This is a genomic window from Halorubrum sp. Atlit-28R (assembly GCF_003665955.1).
GTDB lineage: Archaea > Halobacteriota > Halobacteria > Halobacteriales > Haloferacaceae > Halorubrum > Halorubrum tropicale.
Genome location: NZ_QPLS01000005.1, coordinates 186,283 through 208,514, shown reverse-complemented (window position 1 = coordinate 208,514; position 22,232 = coordinate 186,283). Strand labels below are relative to the sequence as shown.

At 71.2% G+C, this 22,232-nt stretch carries 27 protein-coding genes; 14 read left to right on the top strand and 13 right to left on the bottom strand.

Annotated elements, in window-relative coordinates:
* The first annotated feature begins 130 nt into the window (after positions 1–130).
* From DVK06_RS10180 to DVK06_RS10170, 3 genes are all read left to right on the top strand, one after another.
* The gene (locus DVK06_RS10180; protein WP_121600185.1) at positions 131–832 is read left to right on the top strand and encodes a TetR/AcrR family transcriptional regulator; all 702 of its coding nucleotides are present in this window, start codon (positions 131–133) and stop codon (positions 830–832) included.
* A complete protein-coding gene (locus DVK06_RS10175) occupies positions 829–2,109 on the top strand; it encodes an MFS transporter (protein ID WP_121600184.1) in 1,281 nt (426 codons plus the stop codon). The genes DVK06_RS10180 and DVK06_RS10175 overlap by 4 nt, the downstream gene beginning before the upstream one ends.
* A gap of 603 nt (positions 2,110–2,712) precedes the next feature.
* A complete protein-coding gene (locus DVK06_RS10170; RefSeq protein WP_053770745.1) occupies positions 2,713–3,189 on the top strand; it encodes a 50S ribosomal protein L11 in 477 nt (158 codons plus the stop codon).
* Positions 3,190–3,243: 54 nt separating this feature from the next.
* Here DVK06_RS10170 and DVK06_RS10165 read toward each other — a convergent pair whose 3' ends face one another.
* The gene (locus DVK06_RS10165; protein ID WP_121600183.1) at positions 3,244–3,975 is read right to left on the bottom strand and encodes a DUF4013 domain-containing protein; all 732 of its coding nucleotides are present in this window, start codon (positions 3,973–3,975) and stop codon (positions 3,244–3,246) included.
* 133 nt (positions 3,976–4,108) lie between these two features.
* On the opposite strand from DVK06_RS10165, the gene DVK06_RS10160 reads away from it, so the two are divergent.
* On the top strand, positions 4,109–4,405 hold the full coding sequence (locus DVK06_RS10160; RefSeq protein WP_053770743.1) for a transcriptional regulator: 297 nt from the start codon (positions 4,109–4,111) through the stop codon (positions 4,403–4,405).
* Between the two features lie 3 nt (positions 4,406–4,408).
* Here DVK06_RS10160 and DVK06_RS10155 read toward each other — a convergent pair whose 3' ends face one another.
* Positions 4,409–4,870, bottom strand: coding sequence for a universal stress protein (locus tag DVK06_RS10155; RefSeq protein WP_121600182.1), 462 nt, complete (start codon positions 4,868–4,870; stop codon positions 4,409–4,411).
* A gap of 139 nt (positions 4,871–5,009) precedes the next feature.
* On the opposite strand from DVK06_RS10155, the gene DVK06_RS10150 reads away from it, so the two are divergent.
* The gene (locus DVK06_RS10150; RefSeq protein WP_053770741.1) at positions 5,010–5,420 is read left to right on the top strand and encodes an RDD family protein; all 411 of its coding nucleotides are present in this window, start codon (positions 5,010–5,012) and stop codon (positions 5,418–5,420) included.
* Positions 5,421–5,471: 51 nt separating this feature from the next.
* Here DVK06_RS10150 and DVK06_RS10145 read toward each other — a convergent pair whose 3' ends face one another.
* Complete coding sequence (locus tag DVK06_RS10145) at positions 5,472–7,349, bottom strand: ATP-binding protein (protein ID WP_121600181.1); 1,878 nt, start codon at positions 7,347–7,349, stop codon at positions 5,472–5,474.
* Positions 7,350–7,473: 124 nt separating this feature from the next.
* Between DVK06_RS10145 and DVK06_RS10140 the strand changes: the two genes are divergently transcribed.
* Both DVK06_RS10140 and DVK06_RS10135 read left to right on the top strand, forming a co-directional pair.
* Entirely contained in the window at positions 7,474–7,809 is a 336-nt protein-coding gene (locus tag DVK06_RS10140; protein ID WP_053770739.1) for a hypothetical protein, read from the top strand.
* An 81-nt stretch (positions 7,810–7,890) separates the two neighbouring features.
* Entirely contained in the window at positions 7,891–9,249 is a 1,359-nt protein-coding gene (locus DVK06_RS10135; RefSeq protein WP_121600180.1) for a M28 family peptidase, read from the top strand.
* 45 nt (positions 9,250–9,294) lie between these two features.
* Here the strand turns inward: DVK06_RS10135 and DVK06_RS10130 are convergent, their stop codons facing one another.
* From DVK06_RS10130 to DVK06_RS10115, 4 genes are all read right to left on the bottom strand, one after another.
* A complete protein-coding gene (locus tag DVK06_RS10130; RefSeq protein ID WP_121600179.1) occupies positions 9,295–9,534 on the bottom strand; it encodes a HalOD1 output domain-containing protein in 240 nt (79 codons plus the stop codon).
* 110 nt (positions 9,535–9,644) lie between these two features.
* Entirely contained in the window at positions 9,645–9,833 is a 189-nt protein-coding gene (locus DVK06_RS10125; RefSeq protein ID WP_053770736.1) for a hypothetical protein, read from the bottom strand.
* 47 nt (positions 9,834–9,880) lie between these two features.
* A complete protein-coding gene (locus DVK06_RS10120; protein ID WP_121600178.1) occupies positions 9,881–10,621 on the bottom strand; it encodes a helix-turn-helix domain-containing protein in 741 nt (246 codons plus the stop codon).
* An 89-nt stretch (positions 10,622–10,710) separates the two neighbouring features.
* Positions 10,711–11,268, bottom strand: coding sequence for a peroxidase-related enzyme (locus DVK06_RS10115; protein WP_121600177.1), 558 nt, complete (start codon positions 11,266–11,268; stop codon positions 10,711–10,713).
* A 151-nt stretch (positions 11,269–11,419) separates the two neighbouring features.
* On the opposite strand from DVK06_RS10115, the gene DVK06_RS10110 reads away from it, so the two are divergent.
* Complete coding sequence (locus DVK06_RS10110) at positions 11,420–11,800, top strand: universal stress protein (protein ID WP_121600176.1); 381 nt, start codon at positions 11,420–11,422, stop codon at positions 11,798–11,800.
* Positions 11,801–12,279: 479 nt separating this feature from the next.
* Here DVK06_RS10110 and DVK06_RS10105 read toward each other — a convergent pair whose 3' ends face one another.
* Positions 12,280–13,353, bottom strand: coding sequence for an aldo/keto reductase (locus tag DVK06_RS10105; RefSeq protein WP_121600175.1), 1,074 nt, complete (start codon positions 13,351–13,353; stop codon positions 12,280–12,282).
* Between the two features lie 133 nt (positions 13,354–13,486).
* Between DVK06_RS10105 and DVK06_RS10100 the strand changes: the two genes are divergently transcribed.
* The 5 genes from DVK06_RS10100 (at position 13,487) to DVK06_RS10080 (ending at position 16,680) form a co-directional block, all read left to right on the top strand.
* A complete protein-coding gene (locus DVK06_RS10100; RefSeq protein ID WP_121600174.1) occupies positions 13,487–13,675 on the top strand; it encodes a hypothetical protein in 189 nt (62 codons plus the stop codon).
* Between the two features lie 64 nt (positions 13,676–13,739).
* A complete protein-coding gene (locus DVK06_RS10095; RefSeq protein WP_121600173.1) occupies positions 13,740–14,651 on the top strand; it encodes an acyltransferase in 912 nt (303 codons plus the stop codon).
* A gap of 112 nt (positions 14,652–14,763) precedes the next feature.
* Positions 14,764–15,357, top strand: a complete 594-nt coding sequence (locus DVK06_RS10090) for a DJ-1/PfpI family protein (protein WP_053770722.1) — start codon at positions 14,764–14,766, stop codon at positions 15,355–15,357.
* Positions 15,358–15,374: 17 nt separating this feature from the next.
* The gene (locus DVK06_RS10085) at positions 15,375–16,214 is read left to right on the top strand and encodes a hypothetical protein (protein WP_121600172.1); all 840 of its coding nucleotides are present in this window, start codon (positions 15,375–15,377) and stop codon (positions 16,212–16,214) included.
* 52 nt (positions 16,215–16,266) lie between these two features.
* A complete protein-coding gene (locus DVK06_RS10080; protein ID WP_053770720.1) occupies positions 16,267–16,680 on the top strand; it encodes a DoxX family protein in 414 nt (137 codons plus the stop codon).
* Positions 16,681–16,762: 82 nt separating this feature from the next.
* On the opposite strand, the gene DVK06_RS10075 is transcribed toward DVK06_RS10080, so the two are convergent.
* The 5 genes from DVK06_RS10075 to DVK06_RS10055 form a co-directional block, all read right to left on the bottom strand.
* A complete protein-coding gene (locus DVK06_RS10075; RefSeq protein ID WP_053770719.1) occupies positions 16,763–17,869 on the bottom strand; it encodes a CNNM domain-containing protein in 1,107 nt (368 codons plus the stop codon).
* A gap of 87 nt (positions 17,870–17,956) precedes the next feature.
* Positions 17,957–19,279 carry a histidine--tRNA ligase gene (gene hisS, locus DVK06_RS10070; RefSeq protein WP_121600171.1) on the bottom strand — a complete coding sequence of 441 codons (1,323 nt, stop codon included), beginning with the start codon at positions 19,277–19,279 and terminating at the stop codon, positions 17,957–17,959.
* A gap of 106 nt (positions 19,280–19,385) precedes the next feature.
* On the bottom strand, positions 19,386–19,841 hold the full coding sequence (locus tag DVK06_RS10065; RefSeq protein WP_053770717.1) for a DUF892 family protein: 456 nt from the start codon (positions 19,839–19,841) through the stop codon (positions 19,386–19,388).
* Between the two features lie 93 nt (positions 19,842–19,934).
* Positions 19,935–20,528 (bottom strand): asparagine synthase-related protein, encoded by a 594-nt coding sequence (locus DVK06_RS10060; RefSeq protein WP_121600170.1) that lies wholly within the window; start codon positions 20,526–20,528, stop codon positions 19,935–19,937.
* A complete protein-coding gene (locus tag DVK06_RS10055; protein ID WP_053770715.1) occupies positions 20,529–20,882 on the bottom strand; it encodes a DNA-binding protein in 354 nt (117 codons plus the stop codon). It lies immediately after the preceding gene.
* A gap of 140 nt (positions 20,883–21,022) precedes the next feature.
* On the opposite strand from DVK06_RS10055, the gene DVK06_RS10050 reads away from it, so the two are divergent.
* Positions 21,023–22,168, top strand: coding sequence for a 60S ribosomal export protein NMD3 (locus DVK06_RS10050; protein ID WP_121600169.1), 1,146 nt, complete (start codon positions 21,023–21,025; stop codon positions 22,166–22,168).
* Positions 22,169–22,232 lie beyond the last annotated feature (64 nt).

The following is a 22,232-nucleotide window of genomic DNA, read 5'->3' as shown; positions in this document are numbered from 1 at the left end:
TCGACCCCCGAGCGGCGGCGCCGTCGCGCACCCCGCCGCGGGCGGGCGTCGCTCGCGGCGCCGAGCGGTCTCGGCGGCGACCGCCCCCGACCGATAGGAATTTACCGTTTGTTGACTGACCGGTCAGTCAATGAGCGACTCGCCGAGCGCGGCCGCGGAGATCATGGACGGGGTGTACAGCGCCCTCCGCGCTCACGGCTACGCCGACCTGACGATGCAGGACATCGCCGACGAGTGTTCGAAGAGCAAGTCGCTGCTCCACTACCACTACGACACGAAGGAGGACCTGCTCGTCGCCTTCCTGGAGTACATCATCTCCGACTCCGAGGACCGGATCGCGGCCCGCGCGGACGACCCGCCCGTCGATCGGCTGGTCCAGTTCGTGGGGTGGTTCGTCTTCGCCCCCGACGAGGCCGACCGCGAGGCGTTCCACATCGCCCTGCTGGAGCTCCGCACTCAGGGCCCGTTCAACGAGCGGATCCGCGAGCAGCTGGCGCGCAGCGACCGGCTGCTCCGCGGGACCGTCGCCGACATCCTCGCGGACGGCATCGAGGCGGGCGTCTTCCGCGACGTCGACGTCGAGGAGACGGCGGCGCTGCTCGTAGCGACCCTCGACGGCGCGCGGACCCGGCAGATCACCCTCGCCGGCGCCGAGCGCGACGCCGAGGGAGAGGGCTACACCCGCGAGGTCGCTGAGGCGGCGCTCCGGCGGATCGTCGGCCCGCTGCTCGCCGACGGGGTCGAACTGCCGCCGCTCGACGCGGCGATCGATGCGCTCCGGCGCGACGCCGACGAGCCGGAAAGCGGCGCCGCCGCGGACGCCACCGAATGACCCGCTTCGGGTTCGAGCGGCCGCCGCCGGTCCTCCTCGCGGTGATCGCGAGCACGTTCTTCGTCGGCTTCGGCGGCGGCGTCGTCTTCCCGATCCTCCCGAACCTCGGCGCGGTCCTCGGCATCTCGGCGTTCATGGTCGGCGCGATCCTCTCCGCGAACCGGTGGGTGCGGCTCGTCGCGAACGCGCCGGCCGGCGCCCTCGTCGACCGGTACGGGACACGCACGCCGTTCGTCGTCGGCCTGTTCGTCGAGGGGGTCGCCACGCTCGGGTACGTCGTCGCGCTCGCTGTTCCGGCGGGGATCGCTCCCGAGGCGTGGTTCCTGCTCGCGCGGGTCCTCTGGGGGCTCGGCTCCGCGGCGGTGTTCGCGACCGCGTACACCATCGCCGCCGACCTCTCCGACAGCGGCGACCGCGGGACGAACATGGGGATCGTCCGCGGCGGGATCACGATGGGGTTCCCGGCCGGTCTCGTGCTCGGCGGGGTCGTCTCGGCGGTCGCGGGCAACGTCGCGGCGTTCGCCGTCGCCGCCGGCTTCGCGCTCACCGCCAGCGTCGTCGCGTACAGGTACGTCCCGGAGACGCACGTCACCGGGGACCGCTCCGGCGACTCGATCAAGCCGTGGGAGGTCGACACCGCCGTCCCGGCCCTGACGGTCGGGCTCGTCAACTTCGGGCTGATGTTCGCGTACATCGGCGCGCTGTTCTCCACGCTCGTGCTGTTCCTCGGCGCGAACGACATCTCGCTGTTCGGCCTCGCCCCGCAGGGGACCTCCGGGCTGTTCATGGCCGGCACGGTCGTCTCGGCCGCGGCCTTCATGCTCGCCGGCGGCCGGATCTCCGACACCCGCGAGTCGCGGACGCCCGTCCTCCTGACGTTCCTCGCGGTCTCGTTCGTCGGGTTCCTGCTGCTCGCCCGGGCCGGGTCGGTCGTCTCTCTGGGGCTCGCCTGCGTCTTCATCGGCGCCGGCCAGGGCGGGACCAGCGGCCCGATGATGGCCCTGCTCGCCGACCTCACCCCCGACGAGCGGATGGGTCGCGCCTCGGGGACGAACAACGTCCTCGGGGACGTGGGGGGCGGCCTCGGCCCCATGGTGTCGCTCCCCCTCATCGAGGCGGTCGGCTTCACGCCGATATACGCCGCCTGCGCCGCCCTGCCGCTGCTCGCCGGCGGCGTCCTCCTCCTCGGCGTCCGCCGAGAGACCGGGACGTTCCTCCCCGGCCGCGTCGCCGACGAGGCGAGAGGGACCGACCCGTCGGGCGTCGTGGACTCGTAGGTGCGGACTCCACTGTCGGTTTCGCTGACTGATGTATAAGAGCGATTTGTGAATTCGGACTGCGGTGGCGCGTGCCTGCGAGCGACCGGAGCAAAGCGGAGGTCGCGAGGCAGCACGCGCGAGGTCGCCGGCGCGACGCGCCGGCTGCCAGAGAATCTCCGATTCTCGCTGGACGCGGTGAGCGAGGGGCGACCGCAGGGAGCCCGAGCGAACCGCGAGGCTGGGGAGGTGCGAGGCGGGGGCCGTGCGGTGCGGGGTGGGATTCAAAGGGGCAGTCGCGAGGAGGCCGTAGGTGACGCAAGCACTGGAAAGAGCGAGCAACGCGAGCGACTGAAGCGCGCAGCGAGCGTACGGCCTCCTCGCGGCTGGGGCTTTGGAGGCGTTCGGCGTCGGTCCGCAGCCGGTGTCTTGTAGATAGACGATATGATCGTCGACGGGGTATCGCGCGACGTTGAGTGATGATATACGAAACCAGACCGGACAGGCACGCATCGCCGAGCGAGCGGCTCACCGCCGGGGAACCCAGGCGTACGGTGTGCGAACCGCTGACTCCCCCTACCCGAAAGAACAACCGTTAAAAGTCGGCGACGGGTTCGTACGGACATGGCTGGAACTATCGAAGCGCTCGTCCCCGGCGGGCAGGCCAACCCCGGCCCGCCGCTCGGTCCCGAGCTCGGACCGACGCCGGTGGACGTCCAGGACGTCGTCGCGGAGATCAACGACGAGACCGCCGCCTTCGACGGCATGGAGGTGCCCGTCACCGTCGAGTACGACGACGACGGCTCCTTCACCATCGAGGTCGGCGTGCCCCCCACCGCGGAGCTCATCAAGGACGAGGCCGGCTTCGACACCGGCTCCGGCGAGCCGCAGGAGAACTTCGTCGCCGACATGTCGATCGAACAGGTGAAGAAGGTCGCCGAGCAGAAGTCGAGCGACCTGCTCGCGTACGACACGAAGGCCGCCGCCAAGGAGGTCGGCGGCACCTGCGCCTCCCTCGGCGTCACCATCGAGGGCGAGGACGCCCGGACGTTCGACGAGCGCGTCGACGCCGGCGAGTACGACGACGTCCTCGACGAGTAACGCCGCCCCTTTTCGCGAGTCCCGTCCTTCTGCGGCGATTTCGATTCGGCCCCGTTACACCGCGGGCCGTTCCGCGGGTTCCGTCTCGGGCGGTTCCGTCCCGACCGGGCGCACGTCGGTCCACGTCCACCCGACGATGGCGGCCGCCGCCGCGAACGCGTAGAACTGGACGAACACCCCCGCGATCGTCCCGAGGATCGGGACCACGGAGAACACGCCCACCGCGAGGGCGCCGGCGAGCACCACGACCGCCGCGGTGACCCACCCCGTCGCGTACGCCCGCTTCGTGACGACGCCCCAGAGGGTCCCGAGGGCGAAGCCGTCGCCGACCTTCCCGGAGTCCGCGACCGCGGCCAGCGCCGCGGGCGTCACGTAGAGCCCGACGAACGACAGGCCCAGGGCGACGAGCCCCGCGACGAGGACGACGACGCCGACGACGAAGGTGCCGAGGAACGTCCCGGCGCCGGGGTCGCCGGTCCCGGGCACCACGACGAACGCGCCGACGGTCAGGGCCCCGGCGACCGTGAGGACCCCGAGCGGCAGCAGCGAGTAGACGAACGCGACGACGAACGCCTTCAGGCCGTCGACGAACAGGTCGCCCCACGCCTCGAACGCCGGGGGCTCGTCGTCGCCGCCGGCGGTGCGCCGAATGACGCGGGTCACGTAGCCGAAGACGAGGATCGAGGGGATGATGAGCGGACTCGCGAGCAGCAGGAGCCCGCCGATGACGGCGGTAGTGACGGCGTCGTCGCCGTCGCGAAGATAGCTGAGCGATGCTTCTAACATGGTGGTTCTCACGGCAGTGACGCGCCGTGAGGTATTAAACTAGTACGGCGGCGCCCCGGGCCGGGCGGCGTCGGTCACGCTGCGCGACCGACGGAGCCGACGGCTTTTATTCTGACCGCTCCCACCTGTCGGTATGCCGGATCTACACCCGATCGCGAAGCGGATCCACAACGTCCAGCCGCGCCCGGTGCGGCTCGAACTCGACTCGGGCGAGACCGGCGTCTACGAGTTCTCGTCGACCGAGTTCTTCCAGCGCGAGTTCCGCGGCGAGGGCACTCGGACCGACGCCGACGCGGACGCCGAGTTCCGCCTGATCAGCTCCGAGGACTACGAGCGGATCCTGCTCGGTCGGTCGGGGCCCGACGAGGAGGGCTGGTCGATGGTCGGCGAGGTGGTCGAAGCGGAGGCGGCGGAGGCGGTCGAGGAGTAATCCTCAGCGGACGACCGTCACGGGCATCTCGGCGCGGCGGACGACCCCTTCCGCGACGCTGCCGAGGAGAACCCGCGAGAGCCCGGTCCGGCCGCGGCTCCCGACGACGACGTGGTCGAACGGCTCCGGGTCGGCGGGCTGGTCGAGGTCCGTGGTCGGCTCCGTCTCCCCCGCGGCGACGCCGAGGATGGTCGCCGTCGGGCGGCCGACCTCCATGCGGGTGTCGATATCGCGGTCGACGGACTTGGCCGCCTCGCGGAGGACGCGCTCGCCGCGCGCCGTGGCGCTCTCGTACCACTGGTCCGCGGCGCCCGGGAACCCGCCCTCCGCGCCGGTGGTCGAGTCCGCCGGGTTGACCACGTACAGCGCCGTCAGGTCGGCGTCGGGCCACTCGGCGACGGCGAACGAGAGCGCTTCGGCGGCCTCCTCCGACCCGTCGACCGCGACGAGGATACGTTTGCTCATGCGCGGGAATTCGCCCGCACCGGATAAAAAGGGCGACGACGACTCCGGGCCGGCGACAATCCGCCGGAATCGGGGCGTCTCGGGACCGTAGAGCGGTCGGTCACAAGACACTTGCCGAGCGCCGGTTCATCCGTCTCGTATGAGTACCCCGTACGCGCAGTCGCAGCTTGCGTCGGTCACCGCTCGCGGCGGCGCGTGGCTCGTCGACATCGTCGCGAGCGTCGCCGTCGCCGCGGTCGTCTCGTTGGCGGTCGGCGCCGTCTCGGCCGTCCTCGCCGACCTCGTGTTCCTCCTCGTCGCGTTCGGCTGGTACGTCGCGTCGGAGGCGGTCTGGGGACACACGCCCGGAAAGTGGGTCGTCGGGATCAGAGTCGTCGACACGGACGGCGACGAGGTCTCCGCCGTCGCCGCGGTCGTCCGGAACGTCACCAAGATCGTCGGCGGCGCCTCGCTGTTGCTGATCCTCGCGGGCGTCGTGTTCATCGCCGACTCGCCGAACAGCCAGCGGCTCGGCGACCGGTGGGCGGACACGCTGGTCGTGCGAGTCTGAGTCGGGTCGGGACCCCCGTCGGCGACCCGACGGGCCCGGGGCGGCCGGCCGTCAGTCGTGCCGCGTCACGCACTCCGAGAGGCCGATCAGCTCGACGGGCTCGGAGTTGTCGGGCGAGTAGACGACCATCTGTCCCTTCTCCATGTACGGCACCTTCCCGGCGAGGTTCGTCGGGATGTTGACGCTGGAGATGGCGTCCTCGTCGCCGAGGTTCAAGACGACCTTCGTGTTCACCTGCTTGAACACCGACTCGGCAACGTCCTGCGGGTCCTGGGTGATCAGGAACAGGCCGAGCCGCTCCTTGCGACCCTGCTTCGCCGCCTCGGTGAACTTCTGGACCACCTTCTGCGCCTGGACGTTGTCGGCGTCGGCGAGGAAGTTGTGGGCCTCGTCCATCCCGACCAACAGCGGCGTCTCCTTGATCCGGTCGCTGTCCGGGTCGTTCGAGAGCTTGTCGTCGATGAGCAGCCCCGCGACCGCGAGGACGACGATCTCCTTCTGCCGGGAGGTCGGCAGGTGGTAGGTCGGAACGACCGAGAGGCCGCCCGGCCGGACGAGCGTGTGGTCGAGCTCCGTGATCGGCTTCGCGTCCTGGTCGAACACGCCGCTCGGGACGCCCCGGACCCGACGCTTGACGGCGTCGAAGGTGGCCTCGTGGACCCGGCCGCTCTCGTGGAGCTCCTCTTTCAGCGCCGGGTCGTCGAGGTACGAGAGGAACTGGCTGTACGTCCCCGAGTCGCCGTAGCTGTCGAAGAAGCGGTTGAGCAGCGTCAGGAGGGCCGGGTACTGGTTGTCGTTGAGCCCGGAGCCGGCGACGAGCCACGGCATGTCCCGCGCCAGCGAGAAGGGGATGGTGAACTCGACGCGCTCGGCGCGGTGGCCCTCGCCGGGGTACGTCGCGTTCGCGACGCGGGGCACTAAGGCGACGGTGTCGTCGTGGCCGCCGTGGGCGATCCCCTCCCGCTCCAGCCGGCGGGCGAAGCCGTCGTCGAGGTCGGGGTTGTCGTCGTGCATCTGCGCGTACTCGTCCTGCGGGTCGAACTGGACGACCGCCATGCGCGACTCCCGGCCGTCGCCCATCGGGTACGTCCGGTCGTCGTCGAGGTACTGCCGGAGGACGTTCTTCGAGGCGTGGGTCTTCCCGGACCCGGTCCCGCCGGCGACGAGCGTGTGCCGGAACGCGAGCGGGTCGCCGTCGGCGTAGTCGTCCTTCACGCGGTAGTCGACCGTGGGGGGCTCCGCGGCGGTCCGGACCTTCTCGCCGCCGACGGAGAGGTGCCCGAGGAAGACGCCGTCGTCGGGGATCTTCAGCCCCGTCTTGATCTCTGCGTCGTCGGCCGCCTCCTCGACGACCGCGCCGGGCTTCGGGACCCGGTCGGTCATCCGCCGTTTCATCGAGTCGCCCTCGCCGTAGACGACGGACATCGGCTCCAGGTCGGCGACGAACTTGTAGTCGCGCTCGGCGAACTCGTCGCGGCGCATCTGCCGGCGGGCGTGGATCTCGGTCGCGTCGTCCGACTGGAACTCCTGGGCGTACTCCAGCCCCGTGATCCGACAGAACAGCCGCTCGCCGTCCGGGTACGGGATCAGGAGGTACTTCCCGAGCCGCACCGACTCGCGGTTCCCGGTCGTGACGAATGCCTTCAGCGACGTCTCCTCCTCCTCCTCGGCCACGCGGAGCCCCTGCGAGACGGAGACGACGCCGAGCCCCGCGTCGCTGCCGGCCGGCGTCGCGTCGTAGGCGGCGAACTCGTCCTCGGCGTCGCCGCTCGGGTCGGACCCGGACCCGGCCGACGACGCGTCCCCGAGCGCGTCAGCGGCGTCAGCGGCGTCAGCGGCGCTTCCGCCGTCGGCCGCGGAGTCGACATCGTCCGCGCGGCCGTCGGCGTCGTCGTCACCGCTGAACTCGGTGAAATCCTCCAGCGTCATGGCGTATCCACCGGTCGCCGGGCCGAAAGCGTTTGCCCTCGCGCCCTGGGCCGCCGCCCGTCCACGACCGGGCGCAGAGCGCCGGTCACGGGGCCCTTATCCGGCTCGACCCCGTACCCGTGGCATGATACTCGTTCGCGGCAGCGGCGGCGGGACGGACCTCACCGGCACGGTGTTCGAGCGCGGCGAGGAGCCGCCCGCGTACAAGGGCGCGCCCGACGAGGACGCCCCGTACGTGTGGGTGTGCGACTCCTTCTACGAGGTCGAGAGCGGCGGCTCGCCGCTCGTCGTCGACGGCGAGGAGATCCGCGTCGCCTTCGAGGAGCCGATGCCCCGCGGGTTCGACACCCGCGACCAGGCGGTCGAAGCGGCCCGCGAGCACGTCCGGACGCAGTTCGCCCGGATCGGCGTCGACCCCGACGCCGTCGAGGTCGAGGTGACCGCGGCCGACCCGGCCTGAGGTCGGACGCGCCGAGCCGTCCGGTCGGGCCGCGGCTCCGCCTCCCGCAACCCCTTTTCGCCCGGGGCCCAACCGGACCGTATGACCGAGCTACCGGACCGCGTCGTGGGCGACGCGCGGACGAGCGACTTCGGGTGGGACCTCCTCACCGACCTGACCGACATCGGGAACCGCATGGCGGGATCGGCGGGCGAGCGCCGCGGCGCCGAGCGCGTCGTCGAGGCGTTCGAGGAAGCCGGCCTGCGGAACGCCGGCCTGGACGAGTTCGAGATCCCTGGCTGGTGGCGCGGCGAGTCGTCGCTGTCGGTGACGGGCGCCGTGGACCGCCACCACGAGGGCTCGCACGAGGTGATCGCGCTGCCCGGCACGCCGAGCGGCGAGGCGTCGGCCCCGCTCGTCGACGTGGGCGACGGCACCGACGAGGAGTTCGCGGCCGCGGAGGGGGACCTGGAGGGCGCGGTCGCGATGGCCTCCTCGCGGACGCCGGACTCCCACGACCGGTGGATCCACCGGATGGAGAAGTACGTCGCGGCGGCGGAGCGCGGCGCGGTCGGGTTCGTCTTCCGGAACCACATCGAGGGCGCGCTCCCGCCGACCGGCGAGATCGGCTACCACAACCGGCCCGGCCCGATCCCCGCGGTCGGCGTCTCGAAGGAGGTCGGCGACCGGCTCTCGCGGCTCGCCGCGGAGGAGGGCGGCGACCGCCCGACCGTCTCGCTCGACGTCGACTGCCGGAACGAGCCGACGACCTCGGTGAACGCGGTCGCGGAGGTCGGCCCCGACACCGACGAGGCGGTGTACCTCACCGCCCACGTCGACGCCCACGACGTGAGCGACGGCGCCAACGACAACGGCGCCGGCTCGGCGCTCGTCGCGGAGGTCGGGCGCCTGCTCGCGACCGTCGAGGGCGACCTCGACACCCGGGTGCGGCTCGTCACGTTCGGGTCCGAGGAGATCGGGCTGTGGGGGGCGTACCACGCCGCGGAGACGACCGCGAAGGAGGACATCGCCTGCGTGGTCAACCTCGACGGCGCCTGTAGCTCGCGGGACCTCCGCGTCGGGACGAACGGGTTCGAGGGGATGCGCTCGACGTTCGAGGCGGTCGCCGAGGCGTTCGACGCGCCCCTGACGACCGGCGAGACGATCTCGCCGCACGGCGACCAGTGGGCGTTCGTCCAGGAGGGGATCCCGGCGGTGATGGCCTCCACGACGAGCGACCAGTCCGGGCGCGGCTGGGGCCACACCCACGCCGACACCCTCGACAAGCTCGACTCCCGCGACCTCCGCGAGGTGGCGACGCTCGTGACCGCGGCCGTCTACCGGCTCGCGACCGGCGATGTGGCGGCCGAACACCGCTCGCGGGAGTCGATCCGCGACGCCATCGACGAGGGGTACGTCGAGGAGCTGAAGACGGGCGGGCGGTGGCCGTACGAGGAGTGAGCGCCGCGGAACCGCCGGAACGCGAGCGCGACGGGACGGCCTGACTCACCGGACCCGGAATGGCGAGCGGACCGTGACGGTGCCCTCGGCGCGGACGGTGACGTCGTAGCCGAGGTACGCGAAGCGGATCTCGCCGTCGTCTCTCGTCGGGCCGTCCGGCACCGATCGGAACAGCACGTCGAGGGCGTCGGGGGCGACCGCCTCGAACAGCGGCTCGTCGATCGCCGACGGCGGGACGCCTTCGAGCTCCGCGACGCGTTCGAGGATCCGCTGGGACGGAGTCATGGGATCGCCACGCGGTACGCGATAATGAATCGATCTCACCACGTGCCCTGTTGCCCGGGGTGTAGTGCGGCGCGGCGGCTCACGGACGCCTCGCCGGTTCGGCGCGCGATTCACTCCTCGGCGGAGTCGTCGCAGACGCCGAGGGGGAGCGTCTCGGGGGTCTCGTCGCCGTCGAGGCCGGCGTACGCGTCGTCGATGAGCCGGGCCAGCTGCGTCTCGGGGCTCACGCCGCGGGCGGCGGCGAGGGCCGCGAGGCGCTCGTACTGCTCGTCCGGCACGGAGACGGTTCCGTCGTCCATACGCGGCGCTCCGTCCCGAAGCTACAAAAGCGTTGGTCTGAGCCCGCTCACGGCGATTCCGACCGGTCCGTCTCGCGCACGGCGCCGATCGGCTCGCCCTCCGCGAACCGCTCGAACAGCGCGTTCATCACCGACGACTCGGCGCGCGAGAGGTGTTCCCACACCGTCGTCGAGCCGAGTCCGAGCTCGGCGGCGACCTCCTCGACGCCCACGCCCCCGCCGTGGTCGTAGTAGCCCGCGGCGATGGCGGTCGCGAGCACCTCTCGCTGCCGGTCGGTAAGTCCGTCGAGGAGGCCGGACGCGGGGAGCTGCGGCGAGCGCTCGATCGACGACAGCTCCACGTTCCGCGCGAGCTCGACCTCGTTGCCGCCGCGCTCCAGTTCGCGCATCACCGCGGAGAGGCCGTCGTCGTCCTCCAGGTACGCCGTCCAGCGCTCGACGCCGCCGGCGATGGTCGTCCCGGTCCGGTAGTGGATGCCCATCCGCGAGAACCGCTCGCCGATGCCCTCCCAGTCGGCCGCCCCCGCGTCGATCGTCAGGGCGACGTAGGCGTGAGTGCCCTCGATCGGCGCCAGCGGCTCCGCGGAGACGACCAGGTCGAACTCGCGGAACTCCTCGACGAACGCCTCGATCTCCGCCGGCGGTCCGGTGAGTTCGGCGATCCGCTTGCGCTCGGGGCCGCTGCCCGTCATCGAGGAGACGGACCGGTACCGCACCTCCGGGTGGCGCGCGCTCACCTCGCACTCCGGTTCCCCCGCGTGGCGGATCCGGAACGTCACTTCGCGCATGACCGCAGTGAGGCCGCCGAGGTTCAAACGGGTTCCGGACCCGTCGCGATCCCTCCTCGTCGGTGTCGAAGGCGCCGGCGCGGGGGCGGTCAGTCGCCGCGGCCCATCGCGTAGAACTCGTCGTTCGGACGCATGTCCGCGACGGTCGCCATGCGGTTCGAGAGGTTGAAGAAGGCCGCCACGGAGGCGATGTCCCACACTTCCTCCGCGGAGAAGCCGGCGTCGCGGAGTCGCTGGATATCTTCGGCGGCCACGGTCCCGGGGGAGTTCGTGAGTGTGACGGCGAAGTCGAGCATCGCCATGTGGTGGTCGGAGACGTCGGCCTGTCGGTGGTCCGTGGCGAGCTGGTCGGCGATCTTCGGCGCGCCGGCGTAGATCCGACAGAGCGCGCCGTGACCGACCACGCAGTAGAGGCAGTCGTTCGCGCCCGACACCGCGACGACTACCGTCTCGACCCCCTCCCGAGCCAGTGACGTGTCGGACACGAGCGCGTCGTGGTACGCGAAGAACGCCCGGAAGTGGCTGGGCGTGTACGCGAACGCCGAGAACACGTTCGGCGTGAACCCGGCGTCCTCCGTCTCCTCGTCGATGCGGTCGCAGAGGTCCTCGGGGAGGTCCTCGTAGTCGGGCACGGGGAACCGTCGCATCGCGTTTTCGTTCGTACCGTCAGGCGCGCGGCGCGACCACAAGGCCGTTCCCTCGGACCACCCGTCGCCTCGCTTCTCTCCCGCGTCGCGAGCGGTCTCACCGACTTGGGCGGTTGATTTATGCGGGGGCGTGCCGTGCGCCGGCACACGCATGCCCGACCCGAGCGACGCCGGTCCGGGAGCCGGCGACAGCGACGGCCGGCCGGCGCCGGGTTCGGAAGGCGCCGACCGGACGGCGGTCCTCGTCCACTCGTTCAGCGAGAACAAGGGGGGCGGCACCGTCGAGCAGGTCAAGTCGGTTCGGGTCGCTCGGTCGCGGCTCGAGGACGCCGGGATCGAGGTGACACCCGAGGGGTACGGCGGCGACCCGGCCCGAGCGATCCTCAACGTCGCCGACGAGCACGACGCCGACCAGATCGTCGTCGCCGGGCGGAAGCGCACCCCGACCGGGAAGGTCCTGTTCGGCAGCGTCACGCAGAGCGTCATTCTCGACACCGAACGGCCGGTCCTCGTCTGTAGCGGGGGCGACTAAGACGGGTCGAGCCCGGCGGCCGGCAGTCGAGCCTCCCGGGCAGTCCGAGCGGTCCAGCGGCTCGGGCAGTCCGGCAGTCTAGCGGCCCGGGCAGTCCGGGCGGTCTAGCATCTCGGGCAGTCCGGGCGACCGGTCGGCAGTCGGGCGGTCACCGCGACCGCGGCCGCCGGTCGGTGGAGACCGTCGCGATCAGTTTATATCCGCGAGCGAGTAGATCGCACCGTGGTGGCGATGACGAGTCGGTTACCCCCACTGAGCCCCCTGTGACGACGGGTTTCCACCGAGCCACCTTCCACCCTCGCCAGCGGCGCGACCATGCCGCCCCCGAGCGGTCGTCGACACCCCGCGGGGCGGCGCCGAGCGACGGAGCGCGGTGAAAGTGATTCAGCGCCGTGTCAACTGCACGCAGTCCGGCGGTTTCGAGGCGAAAAAGGCGGGTCGGTCGGCGTCGATCGCTCGGCGGACGAGGGTGCCCCCGGTCAGTACGAGGCGGCGCGCTTGTCGAGGCCGGCGGCCTCGATGTCCTCGCCGTCGACGGAGGTGCGGAGCACGTCCATCCCGTCGTCGCGGTCGACGTCGAAGTTACGGGCGTACAGCTCCTCCAAGCGCTCGTACTCGGCGTCGGAGATCGGCGGCACGTCGGCGGCGGCGCTCCACTCGGCGATGTCGTCGGCGTCGCGGAAGGTGGGCGTGACGGACGCGACCTCGTCGTGCGCGAGCAGCCAGCGGATCGCGGCCTGCGCCATCGTCCGGGTCCCCTCGACGCCCTCCGGGTCTTCGAGGAAGCGGATCGCCTCCACCTTCTCCCAGCCGGTCTCGTACCACTCCTTCGGCCGGTGCGAGCGGTGGTCGCCGTCTTCGAGGACGGTGTCGGGTGTCACCTGCTCGTTGAGCAGGCCGGAGGAGTGCGGGACGCGCGCGATGACGGAGGTGTCCGAATCGCTCTCGCGGACCGTCTCGACGAAGTGGCGGCCGGGCTCCTGCTCGAAGAGGTTGAAGACGGTCTGGACCGCGTCGAACTCCTCGTACTCGACGGCCGCGTCGCCCTCGGCGAGCCAGCCGATCGAGGGGCCGAGCGCCCAGCCGAGCGCGCGGACGCGCCCGTCTTCCTTCCACTCGCGGAGGAGGTCGCGCACCTCGGGCGTCACCTCGTCGACGTTGGCGTTGTGGAGCTGGAGCACGTCGACGTAGTCGGTGTCGAGGCGGTCCAGCGAGGCCTCGAACGCCTCCGTGAGGTACTCGCGGTTGAGCTCCTTCGGGAGCTCGCCGTGGCCGGCCTGCGGGTTGTCGTAGAAGTCGTAGCCGATCTTCGTCGACAGCGTCACCTCGTCGCGGCGGCCGTCGATCGCCTCGCCGATGATCGCCTCGCTGTCGCCGTGGCCGTACACGTCGCCCGTGTCGACGTAGGTGACGCCCGCGTCGAGCGCCTCCTCGACCATCGCGACCGCCTGGTCGTCCGAGCGGTCGCCCCACCAGTCGGTGCCGACGACCCACGCGCCGAAGCCGATCTCCGAGACCTCGACGCCCGAATTACCGAGTTCGCGGTGTTCCATACCGGCCGCTTGGCGGTCGGGACACTTATCGGGCGCGGTCGCTCCCACGGGTACAGAACGGAAAGCGGTAACCGGTAGTCCGGCGCCGACCGCACCAGTAGAATTTACACGACTGACCCACTCCGTGGTTCGTATGGAGAAGCCCCTCCGCCGACGGCTCGACGCTATCGTCGCGCTGCTCGCGGTCGTCGCCATCGCCTCGGTCACCGCCCTGTCGTTGTCGTTCGGCATAGCCGGGGTCGTCACCGCGTCCCTCGTGGCCGTCGGCGTGTCGTTCGTCGGCGTCGTGGTCGGACTGTTCGCACGCGGAATTCTGTATTAGCCGACGGGCGCACGCGGGACCACACAACCGAATCCATATCAACCACGGCGACGAAGGTGGGCCGATGACAAAGCGACACGTGTCCCTGCCCGACGGCGCCGAGGCCGGGGTCCGAGGGTTCATCGACGAGGTGGACGAGCGGCTCTCCTCGGACGAGGACACCTGCGAGGTCGTCCGCGACGTGCTGATCGACCTCCACGGCGACCGGGAGGCGTGGGAGGCGTGGCAGGACGGCGAGTCGGTGTCGCGCGCCGAGCGCGTCCGCCTCCAGGGATACGACCCGTGTAACGCGACCCTGGAGTCGGAGTACTACGCCGAGAAGGACGAGGACCGCTTCCGGCGCTCGAAGCACCTCCAGTGGCTCTGGCGGCAGTTCGACGCCACGCCGATGGCCGACAACGTCGAGTTCGCGCTCCGCTTCCGGCAGATGCTCGGGAACCACCTGTTCGCCGAGTGCGGGGACGACTGCCGCTTTTTCAAGGGCATCTCCGTCACCTACGGCCACAACATCGAGGTCGGCGACAACGTCGTGATCCACGACGACGTCCACCTCGACGACCGCGGGAAGCTGACGATCGGCGACCGCGCCTCCATCTCCGACGGCGTCCACCTCTACAGCCACGACCACGACATCGTCGACCAGACGGAGGTCCGGAACTTCCACACGATCGTCGGGGACGACGCCCGGGTCACCTACGACGCGATGGTCAGGGCGGGCTGCCGAATCGGCGAGAACAGCGTCGTCGGCGCGCGCTCGGTCGTGCAGGGCGACGTGCCCGACCACCACGTCGTCGTGGGGTCGCCCGCGCGGTCCGTCCGCGTCAAGCCCGGGTGGGAGGAGGTCGCCGACGACCTCAAGGACGGGCGGCTCCCCGACAACCAGGACGAGCGCGAGATCGAGTACGAACTCCCCGAGGACCTCGATCAGTTCGACGAGTTCCGACGGGACCTCCGGCCGCCGAACCGACCGCGCTGACGCCGCCGTGCGGCCGACCCCGCGGAAGACCTGAACCGGAGCGCGTGGTGTGTTACCGCTCGCCAGCATCGTTATCCGACAGTAGCACGTACCGGCGGCCGGTGGTACACGCATGACAGGACAGCGCATACTGATGATCGTCGGCGACTTCGGAGAGGACTACGAGATCATGGTCCCGTTCCAGGCGCTTCAGGCGGTCGGCCACGAGGTCCACGCGGTCTGCCCGGACCGGGAAGCGGGCGAGACGGTCAAGACCGCGATCCACGACTTCCGCGGCGACCAGACGTACTTGGAGGAGCGCGGCCACGACTTCGAGCTCACCCACGGCCTCGACGAGGTCGACCCGGCCGACTACGACGCCCTGGTCGTTCCCGGCGGGCGCGCCCCCGAGTACCTCCGCGGCTACGACGAGGTGCTCGACGCGGTGCGGCACTTCTTCGAGGCGGACAAGCCCGTCGCGTCGATCTGTCACGGCCCGCAGATCCTCGCGGCCGCGGGCGTGCTCGACGGCTACGAGATGACGGCGTACCCGGCGGTCAAGCCCGAGGTCGAGGCCGCCGGCTGCTCGTGGGTCGACGGCGTGACGACCGACGGCAACCTCGTCACCGGGCAGGCGTGGCCCGACCACCCCGAGTGGATCGCGCAGTTCCTCGACCTCCTCGGGACCGAGGTCGAACACGAGGAGCCCGCCGCGACGGCGGACTGAGTCCCCGACTGTTCCGCATGCCCGACCCCCGTGCGGTCGCCGTCAACGTCGCCGCCAACACGAACGAGCCAGGGTTCCGCGGCCCCGTCTACCCGGACGGCTCCTTCGCGTACGTCCCGATCCCCGAGCCGGCGGCGACGCTGCCGCGCGACCGGTTCCCGGTCGACGAGCCGCTCCCGACGTACGGCGACCTCGACCTCCCCTTCGCGGTCCCCGCCGACCTGCGCGGGACGCCGGTCCACGCCGACCCCGAGTTCCCGGGCGTCCACGGCCGCGAGCGGGCGACCTACGGCGACCCGTACGCCGTGAAGGCGGGCCGGATCGCCGCCCTCGACCCCGGCGACTGGCTCCTCTTCTACGCGACGCTCACGCTGCGGCCGCGCGACTGGGCGGGACCGGGTGACGGGCGTCCCGACGATTCGAGCGGTGACCGCGACGGCGGAACGGACGACCGCGACGGCGCGTGGCTCCGCGAGCGAGGGGTCGCCGTCGACGACGACCTCGCCCCCGACTGGGGCGCGTACCTCTTCGCTGGGATGCGGGTCGATCGGGTGCTCGCTACGGACGGCGGCGACGCCGTCGACCGCGCGGCCGCCGTGAGGGCCGCGCCGACCAACGCGCACCTGAAGCGCGACCCGTTCGACGCCCGCGTCGTCGCGGTCGGCGACCCGGCGGTGTCGGGCCCGTTCGACCGCGTCGTCCCGCTGAGCGCGCCCGACGCCGGGAGCGAGGCGAACCGGATCGTCACCGACCTGTCGAGCGACTCCGGGAAGGGCCCGTGGTGGCGCCGCCCCATGGCCTTCGACGCGGCGGCGACGGGGCGGCTGCTGGCGCGGATCGATGCGGTCCGAGGATGAGCCGTGGCTGGCGCCACCGCGATTTATACTGTCGGCTGCCGTTACGAGACGTATGAGCGACGACGAACCCACTGAGACGACCGCGGAGAGCGACGGTCGCGGCGCGCCCTCGCGGCTCGGCCGCGTCCTGCTCGGCGTCGGCCTCGCCGCGCAGGCCTCGGAGGACTTCCGCGACATGGACGACACGATCGAGTACGCCGAGTCGGCGGGCGTCCCGATGCCGGACCTCGCCGCGCCGTTCGCCTCCGGCATGATGGTGGTCGCCGGCCTCGGCATCGCGCTCTGGCGGCTTCCCCGGATCGCGACCGGCGCGGCGGTCGCGTTCCTGACCGTCGTGACCGCGACGATGCACGACTTCTGGAACGCCGACGAGGACGACAAGAGCGGCGAGCGGCTCGCCTTCTTCGGGAACCTCGCGATGCTCGGCGGCGCGCTGGTGTTCCTGCGCGAGGCGTACAAGCGGTGAACGGCGGCGCGGAGCGCGGGGCCGAGGTTCCGGCCGCCTGTTTTTGAGCAGCCGCCGGATCGGCGGCGGACACCGGCGTCTCTTATAGGTTCCCGGCGTCCAGCGGGTCTTCGAGCTGGCCCATCACCGCTTCCATGGCGTCCGTCGCAGTGATCAGGCCGACGACCTCGCCGTCCTCGATGACTAAGGCGAGCTCCTGGGACTCCGCCTGGAACCGGTCGAACGCGTCGCTGACGCTCGCGTCCGCCGCGACCGTCATCGGCGGGGCGGCGACCTCGGCGAACGTCAGGTCGCCGTCGCGAAGCTCGTCGTAGCGGCTCACGATCGAGGGGGCGTACACGATCCCCTCGAAGTCGGTCAGGTCGTCGCCGACGAGCGGGAAGCGGGTGTGCGGCGTGTCCCGGATCCGGTCGAGGTTCTCGTCGACGGACGCCCCCGTCGTCAGCGAGACGACCTCCTCGGGCGCGGTCATCACGTCCGCGACGGTCACCCGGTCGACGTCGAGCGCGTTGAGGACCTCCTCGCGGCGCTCCTCTGGGAGTTCGACCTCCTCCATCATCGACCCGAGACGGTTGCGGAGCTCGGCGCGCGTCTCCAGTACCTCCTCTTCGGCCTCGGTCCACGAGGCGGTCATCTCGACGCCGAACAGTCCGAGCGTCGCCTTCGCGACCCAGTCGCCGACCTTGATCAGCGGCGAGATGAGCCACGCGAACCAGTAGAGCGGCCGCGAGCCGTACCGGGCGACCTGCTTCGAGCGCTCGACGCCGAGGTACGTCGGCGTCTGCTCGCCGTGGGTCAGGTGGACCATGTTGATGAGGAAGAAGCCGAGGAAGGACCCGGCGCTGGCCGAAGCCAGCGCCGTGTTCTCGAAGACCGGCGCGAAGAGCGCGGTGTTCTCGAAGATCGGCGTGAAAAGCGCCGCCAGCCCCGGCTCGGCGACGATACCGAGCGCGATGGACGTGCCGGAGATCCACACCTGACAGGTCGTGAGGTAGAACTCCAGGTCGTCGGTCATCTCCCAGGCGCGCCGCAGCCCCGGCGTGTCCATCTCCGACTCGGGATACTGCCGGAGACGCGTCAGCCCGAACTCGATAGCCACGAAGTACGCGTTGATCAGGATGAGGAGGACCCCCGCGGCCACGCGGAGGGCGACCTCGGTCGGGGGCATCGCCGTCGCGAGCGGGATCATCGTCTCCACCGTCCCGACGCGCGACCCAAAAGCGTTCAGGGATCGCGTCGCCCGGCCGGCGGGACGGGTCACGGGCGCGCCGCGCCGTTACTCGTAGTCCTCGTAGGTCGGCAGCCCCTCGTCCGGCGGGAACTCCTCGACCGGGACCGTCGTCTCGTCGCCGCTCGCCATGTCCTTCACCGTGTACTCGCCGTTCTCCAGGTCGCGCTCGCCGACGACGACGACAGTCTCGGCGTTGATCGAGTCTGCGTAGCCCAGCTGGGCGCCGAACGAGCGGCCGGAGACGTCCTGCTCGACGACCACGTCGTCGCCGAGCGCGCGGAGGTCGCCCGCGAGCGCGGCCGCCTCGCTCCGCGTGTCGCCCACGCTGAGCACGTAGTAGTCCGTCGTCAGCTCCTCGTCGGGCCAGACGCCGGCGCGCTGGCAGAGCAGCTTGAGCGTCGCGTGCCCGGGGGCGACCCCGACCGCGGGAGTGGGCTGCCCGCCGAAGCTCTCGATGAGGTCGTCGTAGCGGCCGCCGCCGAAGACGGACCGGGACACCTCGCCGGTGGAGTCGAAGCACTCGAAGACGACGCCGGTGTAGTAGTCGAGCCCGCGGGCGGTGGTCAGCGACACCTCGCAGAACTCGCCCGCGCCGAAGTCGTCGGCCGCGGCGAGGACGTTCCGGAGGTTCTCGACCGCGGCCGCGACCGCCTCGCCGCCGGCCTCGGCGACCGCGTCGAGGTCGGCGACCGTCTCCACGTCCGCGATGAGGTCGTCGAAGTCGCGCGCGGTGTCGCGGGCGAGGCCCGCGTCCGAGAGGAGCCCGAGGTACTCGCCGTCGTCGACCTTCGCGCGCTTGTCGACCGCGCGGATCGCGGCCGCGGTGTCGACCGCGTCGGGGTCCGCCGCGAGCGAGCGGACGAGGCCGCCGAGGATGTCGCGGTGGGAGACCCGGAACTCGAAGTCGTCGCCGGTGAGCCCGAGGTCGGTCAGGGCGTCGGCGGCGACCGCGAGCACCTCGGCGTCGGCCTCGGGCGCCGACGAGCCGAACACGTCGATGTTCGTCTGGTAGAACTCGCGGAACCGGCCCTGCTGGACCTGCTCGTAGCGCCAGAACGGGCGGGTGGACACCCACTTGATCGGCTTCGACAGCTCCTGCCCCTTCGCGACGACCATCCGGGCGACGGTCGGGGTGAGCTCCGGGGTCATCGAGACGCCGCGGCCGCCCTTGTCGTCGAAGGCGTACAGCTCCTCGACGATCTCCTCGCCGGACTTGTCGACGTACATCTCCGTCCGCTCCAAGGCGGGGGTGGCGATCTCCCGGAAGCCGTGCCGGGCCGCGGCGTCCTCGACCGCGTCGGTCACCTCGCGGCGGGCGGACTGCTCGCCGGGGTAGAAGTCGCGGAATCCCTTGAGGCCGTCGTACATACGCGTCGCTTCGGCGAGCGCCCGCTTGAAAGCATCCTTTCGGGGGCGGCGATCGCGGACGTCGACGTGGAGGTCGCGGACGTCGAAACGCGGCGCCTCGCCCGGTCTACTCGCGCTGGTACTCCTTCTGGAACCCGCGGAACTCGGTCCGGTGCGCCTCCTCGTCCGAGAGCAGCGTCACGGCGAGGTCTTCGGTGACCGGATCGCCCGCCTCGTCGGCGGCGTCGACCAGCTCGCGGTACGTCGCGATCGCGTCCTCCTCTGCGTCCAGCACGCCGTTGATGACGGCAAGCACGTCCGTCGAGTCCTCGGGCGGCTGTAGCGACTCCTGGCCGGCCGTGAACTCGGCGGAGCCGGGCGGCCGCGCGTCGAGCTGTTTGAGCCGCTGGCCGAGCTGTTCGGCGTGGCCGAGCTCCTCCTGGACGTCCTGTTTGAGGCTCTCTTTGATCTCCTCGGCGCGGACGCCGTCGAGGACGATCGCGTTCGTCTGGTAGTTCATCACGGTCTCGATCTCGTCGGCGTACGCCGTCCGGAGCAGGTCGACGACTCGGTCGGATGACATGGTCGACGCTACGACCCCGGGGTCGAAAGTAGTTCCGGCACTTCCGGGCCGACGGGAGGCCGCCGACCGCGGGCGGAGCGCCGCACCGGCCGGTCAGTCGCTCCGGCCGTGGACGTACGTCTGGTCGTGGTCGGGGAACACGTCGCCGACGGTCCCCTCGCCGTACTGGTCCGCGATGAGCGTGCGGAGCTCGTCCTCGTAGTCCGCCTTCGGGACCTCTTCGCTCGGGCCCTGCTGGACGTCGAAGGTGGCGTCGACGAGCTGGTCGACCGCGTGGCGACCGAACCCGGAGAGCGGTGAGATGTAATCGATCCCGTTGCGGTCTTCGAGGCTCTGCGCCTGCGCCCGCGACACCGTGGGGACGCGGTCGTCGCGGCGGGTGCCGTCCGCGATGGCGTCGACGTCGAGCGCGGCGATGGTCTCTAAGGCGTGCTCGTGGACGCGCTGGATCCCGTTGCGCGGGTAGCCGTCCGCGACCATGGTCTCGGCCGCGTTCTCGGCGACCTCCGGGTCGAGGTCGACGCGCTCGAACGGGAACCCGAGCTCGGCGGCCGCCCGCTCCGCGTGCTCCCAGTCGTCCGTGAGCCCGAAGCTCCCGGTGACGCAGCGGACCTCGTAGAACCGGTCGAGCAGGTGGGCGGCCAGCGAGGAGTCTTTCCCCCCGCTGTACAGCAGCGCGAGCTCCATCTACCGGTGGCGGATGTCGAAGCTCTTCTGGTCGGGCTGGAGCTCCTTGAGGAGCTCGCGCATCTGCTCTTCGTCGATCTGTCCCTGAATCCGCCCGCTCTGCGCCAGCGCGGCAACCTGCTGTTTCACCTTCTCGCCGAACTGCGGCTTGGACATCTCGACCGCGTTGAGCCGCTGGCGGGCGCCGTCCGTGAGGTACTGTTTCAGCACGGCCTCCTGCTGGGCCTCGGCGCGCTCCTGGGCCTGCTGTTGGGCCTCGGCGGCGTCGCCCTCGCCGCCCTGCCGCTCGCGGAGCTCCTCCATCTTCTGTTCGCGCAGTTCCTCGAGCCGTTCGTCGTCGGGGTTACCGCTCATACACGCCCGTTCTCGGTCCGTGCGAAAAACCATTTCGGAGGTCGGGATCCGCACGGAGCGGCCGGAGCCGCCGTCGCGGCGTCGGCGCCGACGGGGGCGGTCCGCGCCGTTTAAACCGGTCCTCGGCGTAGCGGGCGCCAATGAGCGAGTCGCGGGAGTTCTGTCCGCGCTGCGGAGACCCGGTCCCCGAGCGGCGCGACCCCCTTCCGGGCGAGCCGCGCGGGCGAGACGCCCTGCTGTGCGACGACTGCTACTTCGAGGACTTCGACCTGGTCGACGCGCCCGACCGGATCGAGGTGCTGGTCTGTTCCGGCTGCGGCGCCGTCAGGCGCGGCGAGTCGTGGCGCGACGTGGGGGCGCGCGACTACACCGACGTCGCCGTCGACGAGGTGGCCGAGTCCCTCGGAGTCCACGTCGACGCGGAAGACGTGGAGTGGGGCGTGGAGCCGGAGCAGGTCGACGAGAACACCGTCCGGATGCACTGCCGCTTCTCCGGCGTGGTGCGCGGCACCCTGCGCTCCGCGGAGGTGACCGTCCCGGTGAAGATCTCGCGGGGGACCTGCGACCGCTGCGGGCGCATCGCCGGCGGCTACTACGCCGGGATCGTCCAGGTCCGCGCCGACGAGCGCGACCTCACGCCCGCCGAGCGCGCGGAGGCGCTGGACATCGCCGAGCGGTACGTCGCCGACCAGGAGGCCGACGGCGACCGGGAGGCGTTCATCACCGAGGTGACGGAGACCGACGACGGGCCGGACATCAAGCTCTCGTCGAACCGCCTCGCGCAGAACGTGGCGACGCGGATCACGGAGTCGCTCGGGGGGAGCTTCGAGTCGTACCCGACGCTCGTCACCGAGGACGGCGACGGCAACGAGGTGTACCGCGTCACGTTCGCGGTCCGGCTCCCGAGGTACGCCGAAGGCGAGATCGTCGACCCCGAGGACGGGGACGGCCCGGTCCTCGTCACGGGGGTCTCCGGCCGCCTCCAGGGGGTCCGGCTCGCCACGGGCGCGGAGTACACCTCCGCGTTCGCGGACGGCGACGCCCCCGACGCGACCCGGCTCGGCACCCGCGACGACGCGGCGGAGACGACGGTCGTGACCGTCGAGGACGAGAACGCGATCCAGGTGCTCGACCCCGTCACCTACGAGGCGAAGACGGTGCCGAACCCGGCGTTCGTCGACGACGGCGCCGAGTCGGTCCTCGCCTTCGAACACGGCGGCGACGTTCACCTCGTGCCGGACGAGGACGCGGAGCGGTCGGCGGAGTCGGTCTCGAACCGGGAGTAGGGGAGCCTCGCGGCTCGTTGGTCAGCGAGAACTGATCGTTCGTAGGACGAGTCGGAGCGCTGGC

Bases quoted from the DNA above. Each gene is read 5' to 3' on its own strand.
- DVK06_RS10085 (WP_121600172.1), top strand. From the start codon at position 15,375: ATGCCCGACCCCCGTGCGGTCGCCGTCAACGTCGCCGCCAACACGAAC.
- DVK06_RS10065 (WP_053770717.1), bottom strand. From the start codon at position 19,841: ATGTCATCCGACCGAGTCGTCGACCTGCTCCGGACGGCGTACGCCGAC.
- DVK06_RS10130 (WP_121600179.1), bottom strand. From the start codon at position 9,534: ATGACTCCGTCCCAGCGGATCCTCGAACGCGTCGCGGAGCTCGAAGGC.
- DVK06_RS10175 (WP_121600184.1), top strand. From the start codon at position 829: ATGACCCGCTTCGGGTTCGAGCGGCCGCCGCCGGTCCTCCTCGCGGTG.
- DVK06_RS10115 (WP_121600177.1), bottom strand. From the start codon at position 11,268: ATGCGACGGTTCCCCGTGCCCGACTACGAGGACCTCCCCGAGGACCTC.
- DVK06_RS10055 (WP_053770715.1), bottom strand. From the start codon at position 20,882: ATGAGCGGTAACCCCGACGACGAACGGCTCGAGGAACTGCGCGAACAG.
- DVK06_RS10150 (WP_053770741.1), top strand. From the start codon at position 5,010: ATGAGTACCCCGTACGCGCAGTCGCAGCTTGCGTCGGTCACCGCTCGC.
- DVK06_RS10165 (WP_121600183.1), bottom strand. From the start codon at position 3,975: ATGTTAGAAGCATCGCTCAGCTATCTTCGCGACGGCGACGACGCCGTC.
- DVK06_RS10105 (WP_121600175.1), bottom strand. From the start codon at position 13,353: ATGGAACACCGCGAACTCGGTAATTCGGGCGTCGAGGTCTCGGAGATC.
- DVK06_RS10090 (WP_053770722.1), top strand. From the start codon at position 14,764: ATGACAGGACAGCGCATACTGATGATCGTCGGCGACTTCGGAGAGGAC.
- DVK06_RS10110 (WP_121600176.1), top strand. From the start codon at position 11,420: ATGCCCGACCCGAGCGACGCCGGTCCGGGAGCCGGCGACAGCGACGGC.
- DVK06_RS10180 (WP_121600185.1), top strand. From the start codon at position 131: ATGAGCGACTCGCCGAGCGCGGCCGCGGAGATCATGGACGGGGTGTAC.
- DVK06_RS10100 (WP_121600174.1), top strand. From the start codon at position 13,487: ATGGAGAAGCCCCTCCGCCGACGGCTCGACGCTATCGTCGCGCTGCTC.
- DVK06_RS10120 (WP_121600178.1), bottom strand. From the start codon at position 10,621: ATGCGCGAAGTGACGTTCCGGATCCGCCACGCGGGGGAACCGGAGTGC.
- DVK06_RS10155 (WP_121600182.1), bottom strand. From the start codon at position 4,870: ATGAGCAAACGTATCCTCGTCGCGGTCGACGGGTCGGAGGAGGCCGCC.
- DVK06_RS10060 (WP_121600170.1), bottom strand. From the start codon at position 20,528: ATGGAGCTCGCGCTGCTGTACAGCGGGGGGAAAGACTCCTCGCTGGCC.
- DVK06_RS10140 (WP_053770739.1), top strand. From the start codon at position 7,474: ATGATACTCGTTCGCGGCAGCGGCGGCGGGACGGACCTCACCGGCACG.
- DVK06_RS10145 (WP_121600181.1), bottom strand. From the start codon at position 7,349: ATGACGCTGGAGGATTTCACCGAGTTCAGCGGTGACGACGACGCCGAC.
- DVK06_RS10135 (WP_121600180.1), top strand. From the start codon at position 7,891: ATGACCGAGCTACCGGACCGCGTCGTGGGCGACGCGCGGACGAGCGAC.
- DVK06_RS10170 (WP_053770745.1), top strand. From the start codon at position 2,713: ATGGCTGGAACTATCGAAGCGCTCGTCCCCGGCGGGCAGGCCAACCCC.
- DVK06_RS10075 (WP_053770719.1), bottom strand. From the start codon at position 17,869: ATGATCCCGCTCGCGACGGCGATGCCCCCGACCGAGGTCGCCCTCCGC.
- DVK06_RS10095 (WP_121600173.1), top strand. From the start codon at position 13,740: ATGACAAAGCGACACGTGTCCCTGCCCGACGGCGCCGAGGCCGGGGTC.
- DVK06_RS10160 (WP_053770743.1), top strand. From the start codon at position 4,109: ATGCCGGATCTACACCCGATCGCGAAGCGGATCCACAACGTCCAGCCG.
- DVK06_RS10050 (WP_121600169.1), top strand. From the start codon at position 21,023: ATGAGCGAGTCGCGGGAGTTCTGTCCGCGCTGCGGAGACCCGGTCCCC.
- DVK06_RS10125 (WP_053770736.1), bottom strand. From the start codon at position 9,833: ATGGACGACGGAACCGTCTCCGTGCCGGACGAGCAGTACGAGCGCCTC.
- DVK06_RS10080 (WP_053770720.1), top strand. From the start codon at position 16,267: ATGAGCGACGACGAACCCACTGAGACGACCGCGGAGAGCGACGGTCGC.
- hisS (WP_121600171.1), bottom strand. From the start codon at position 19,279: ATGTACGACGGCCTCAAGGGATTCCGCGACTTCTACCCCGGCGAGCAG.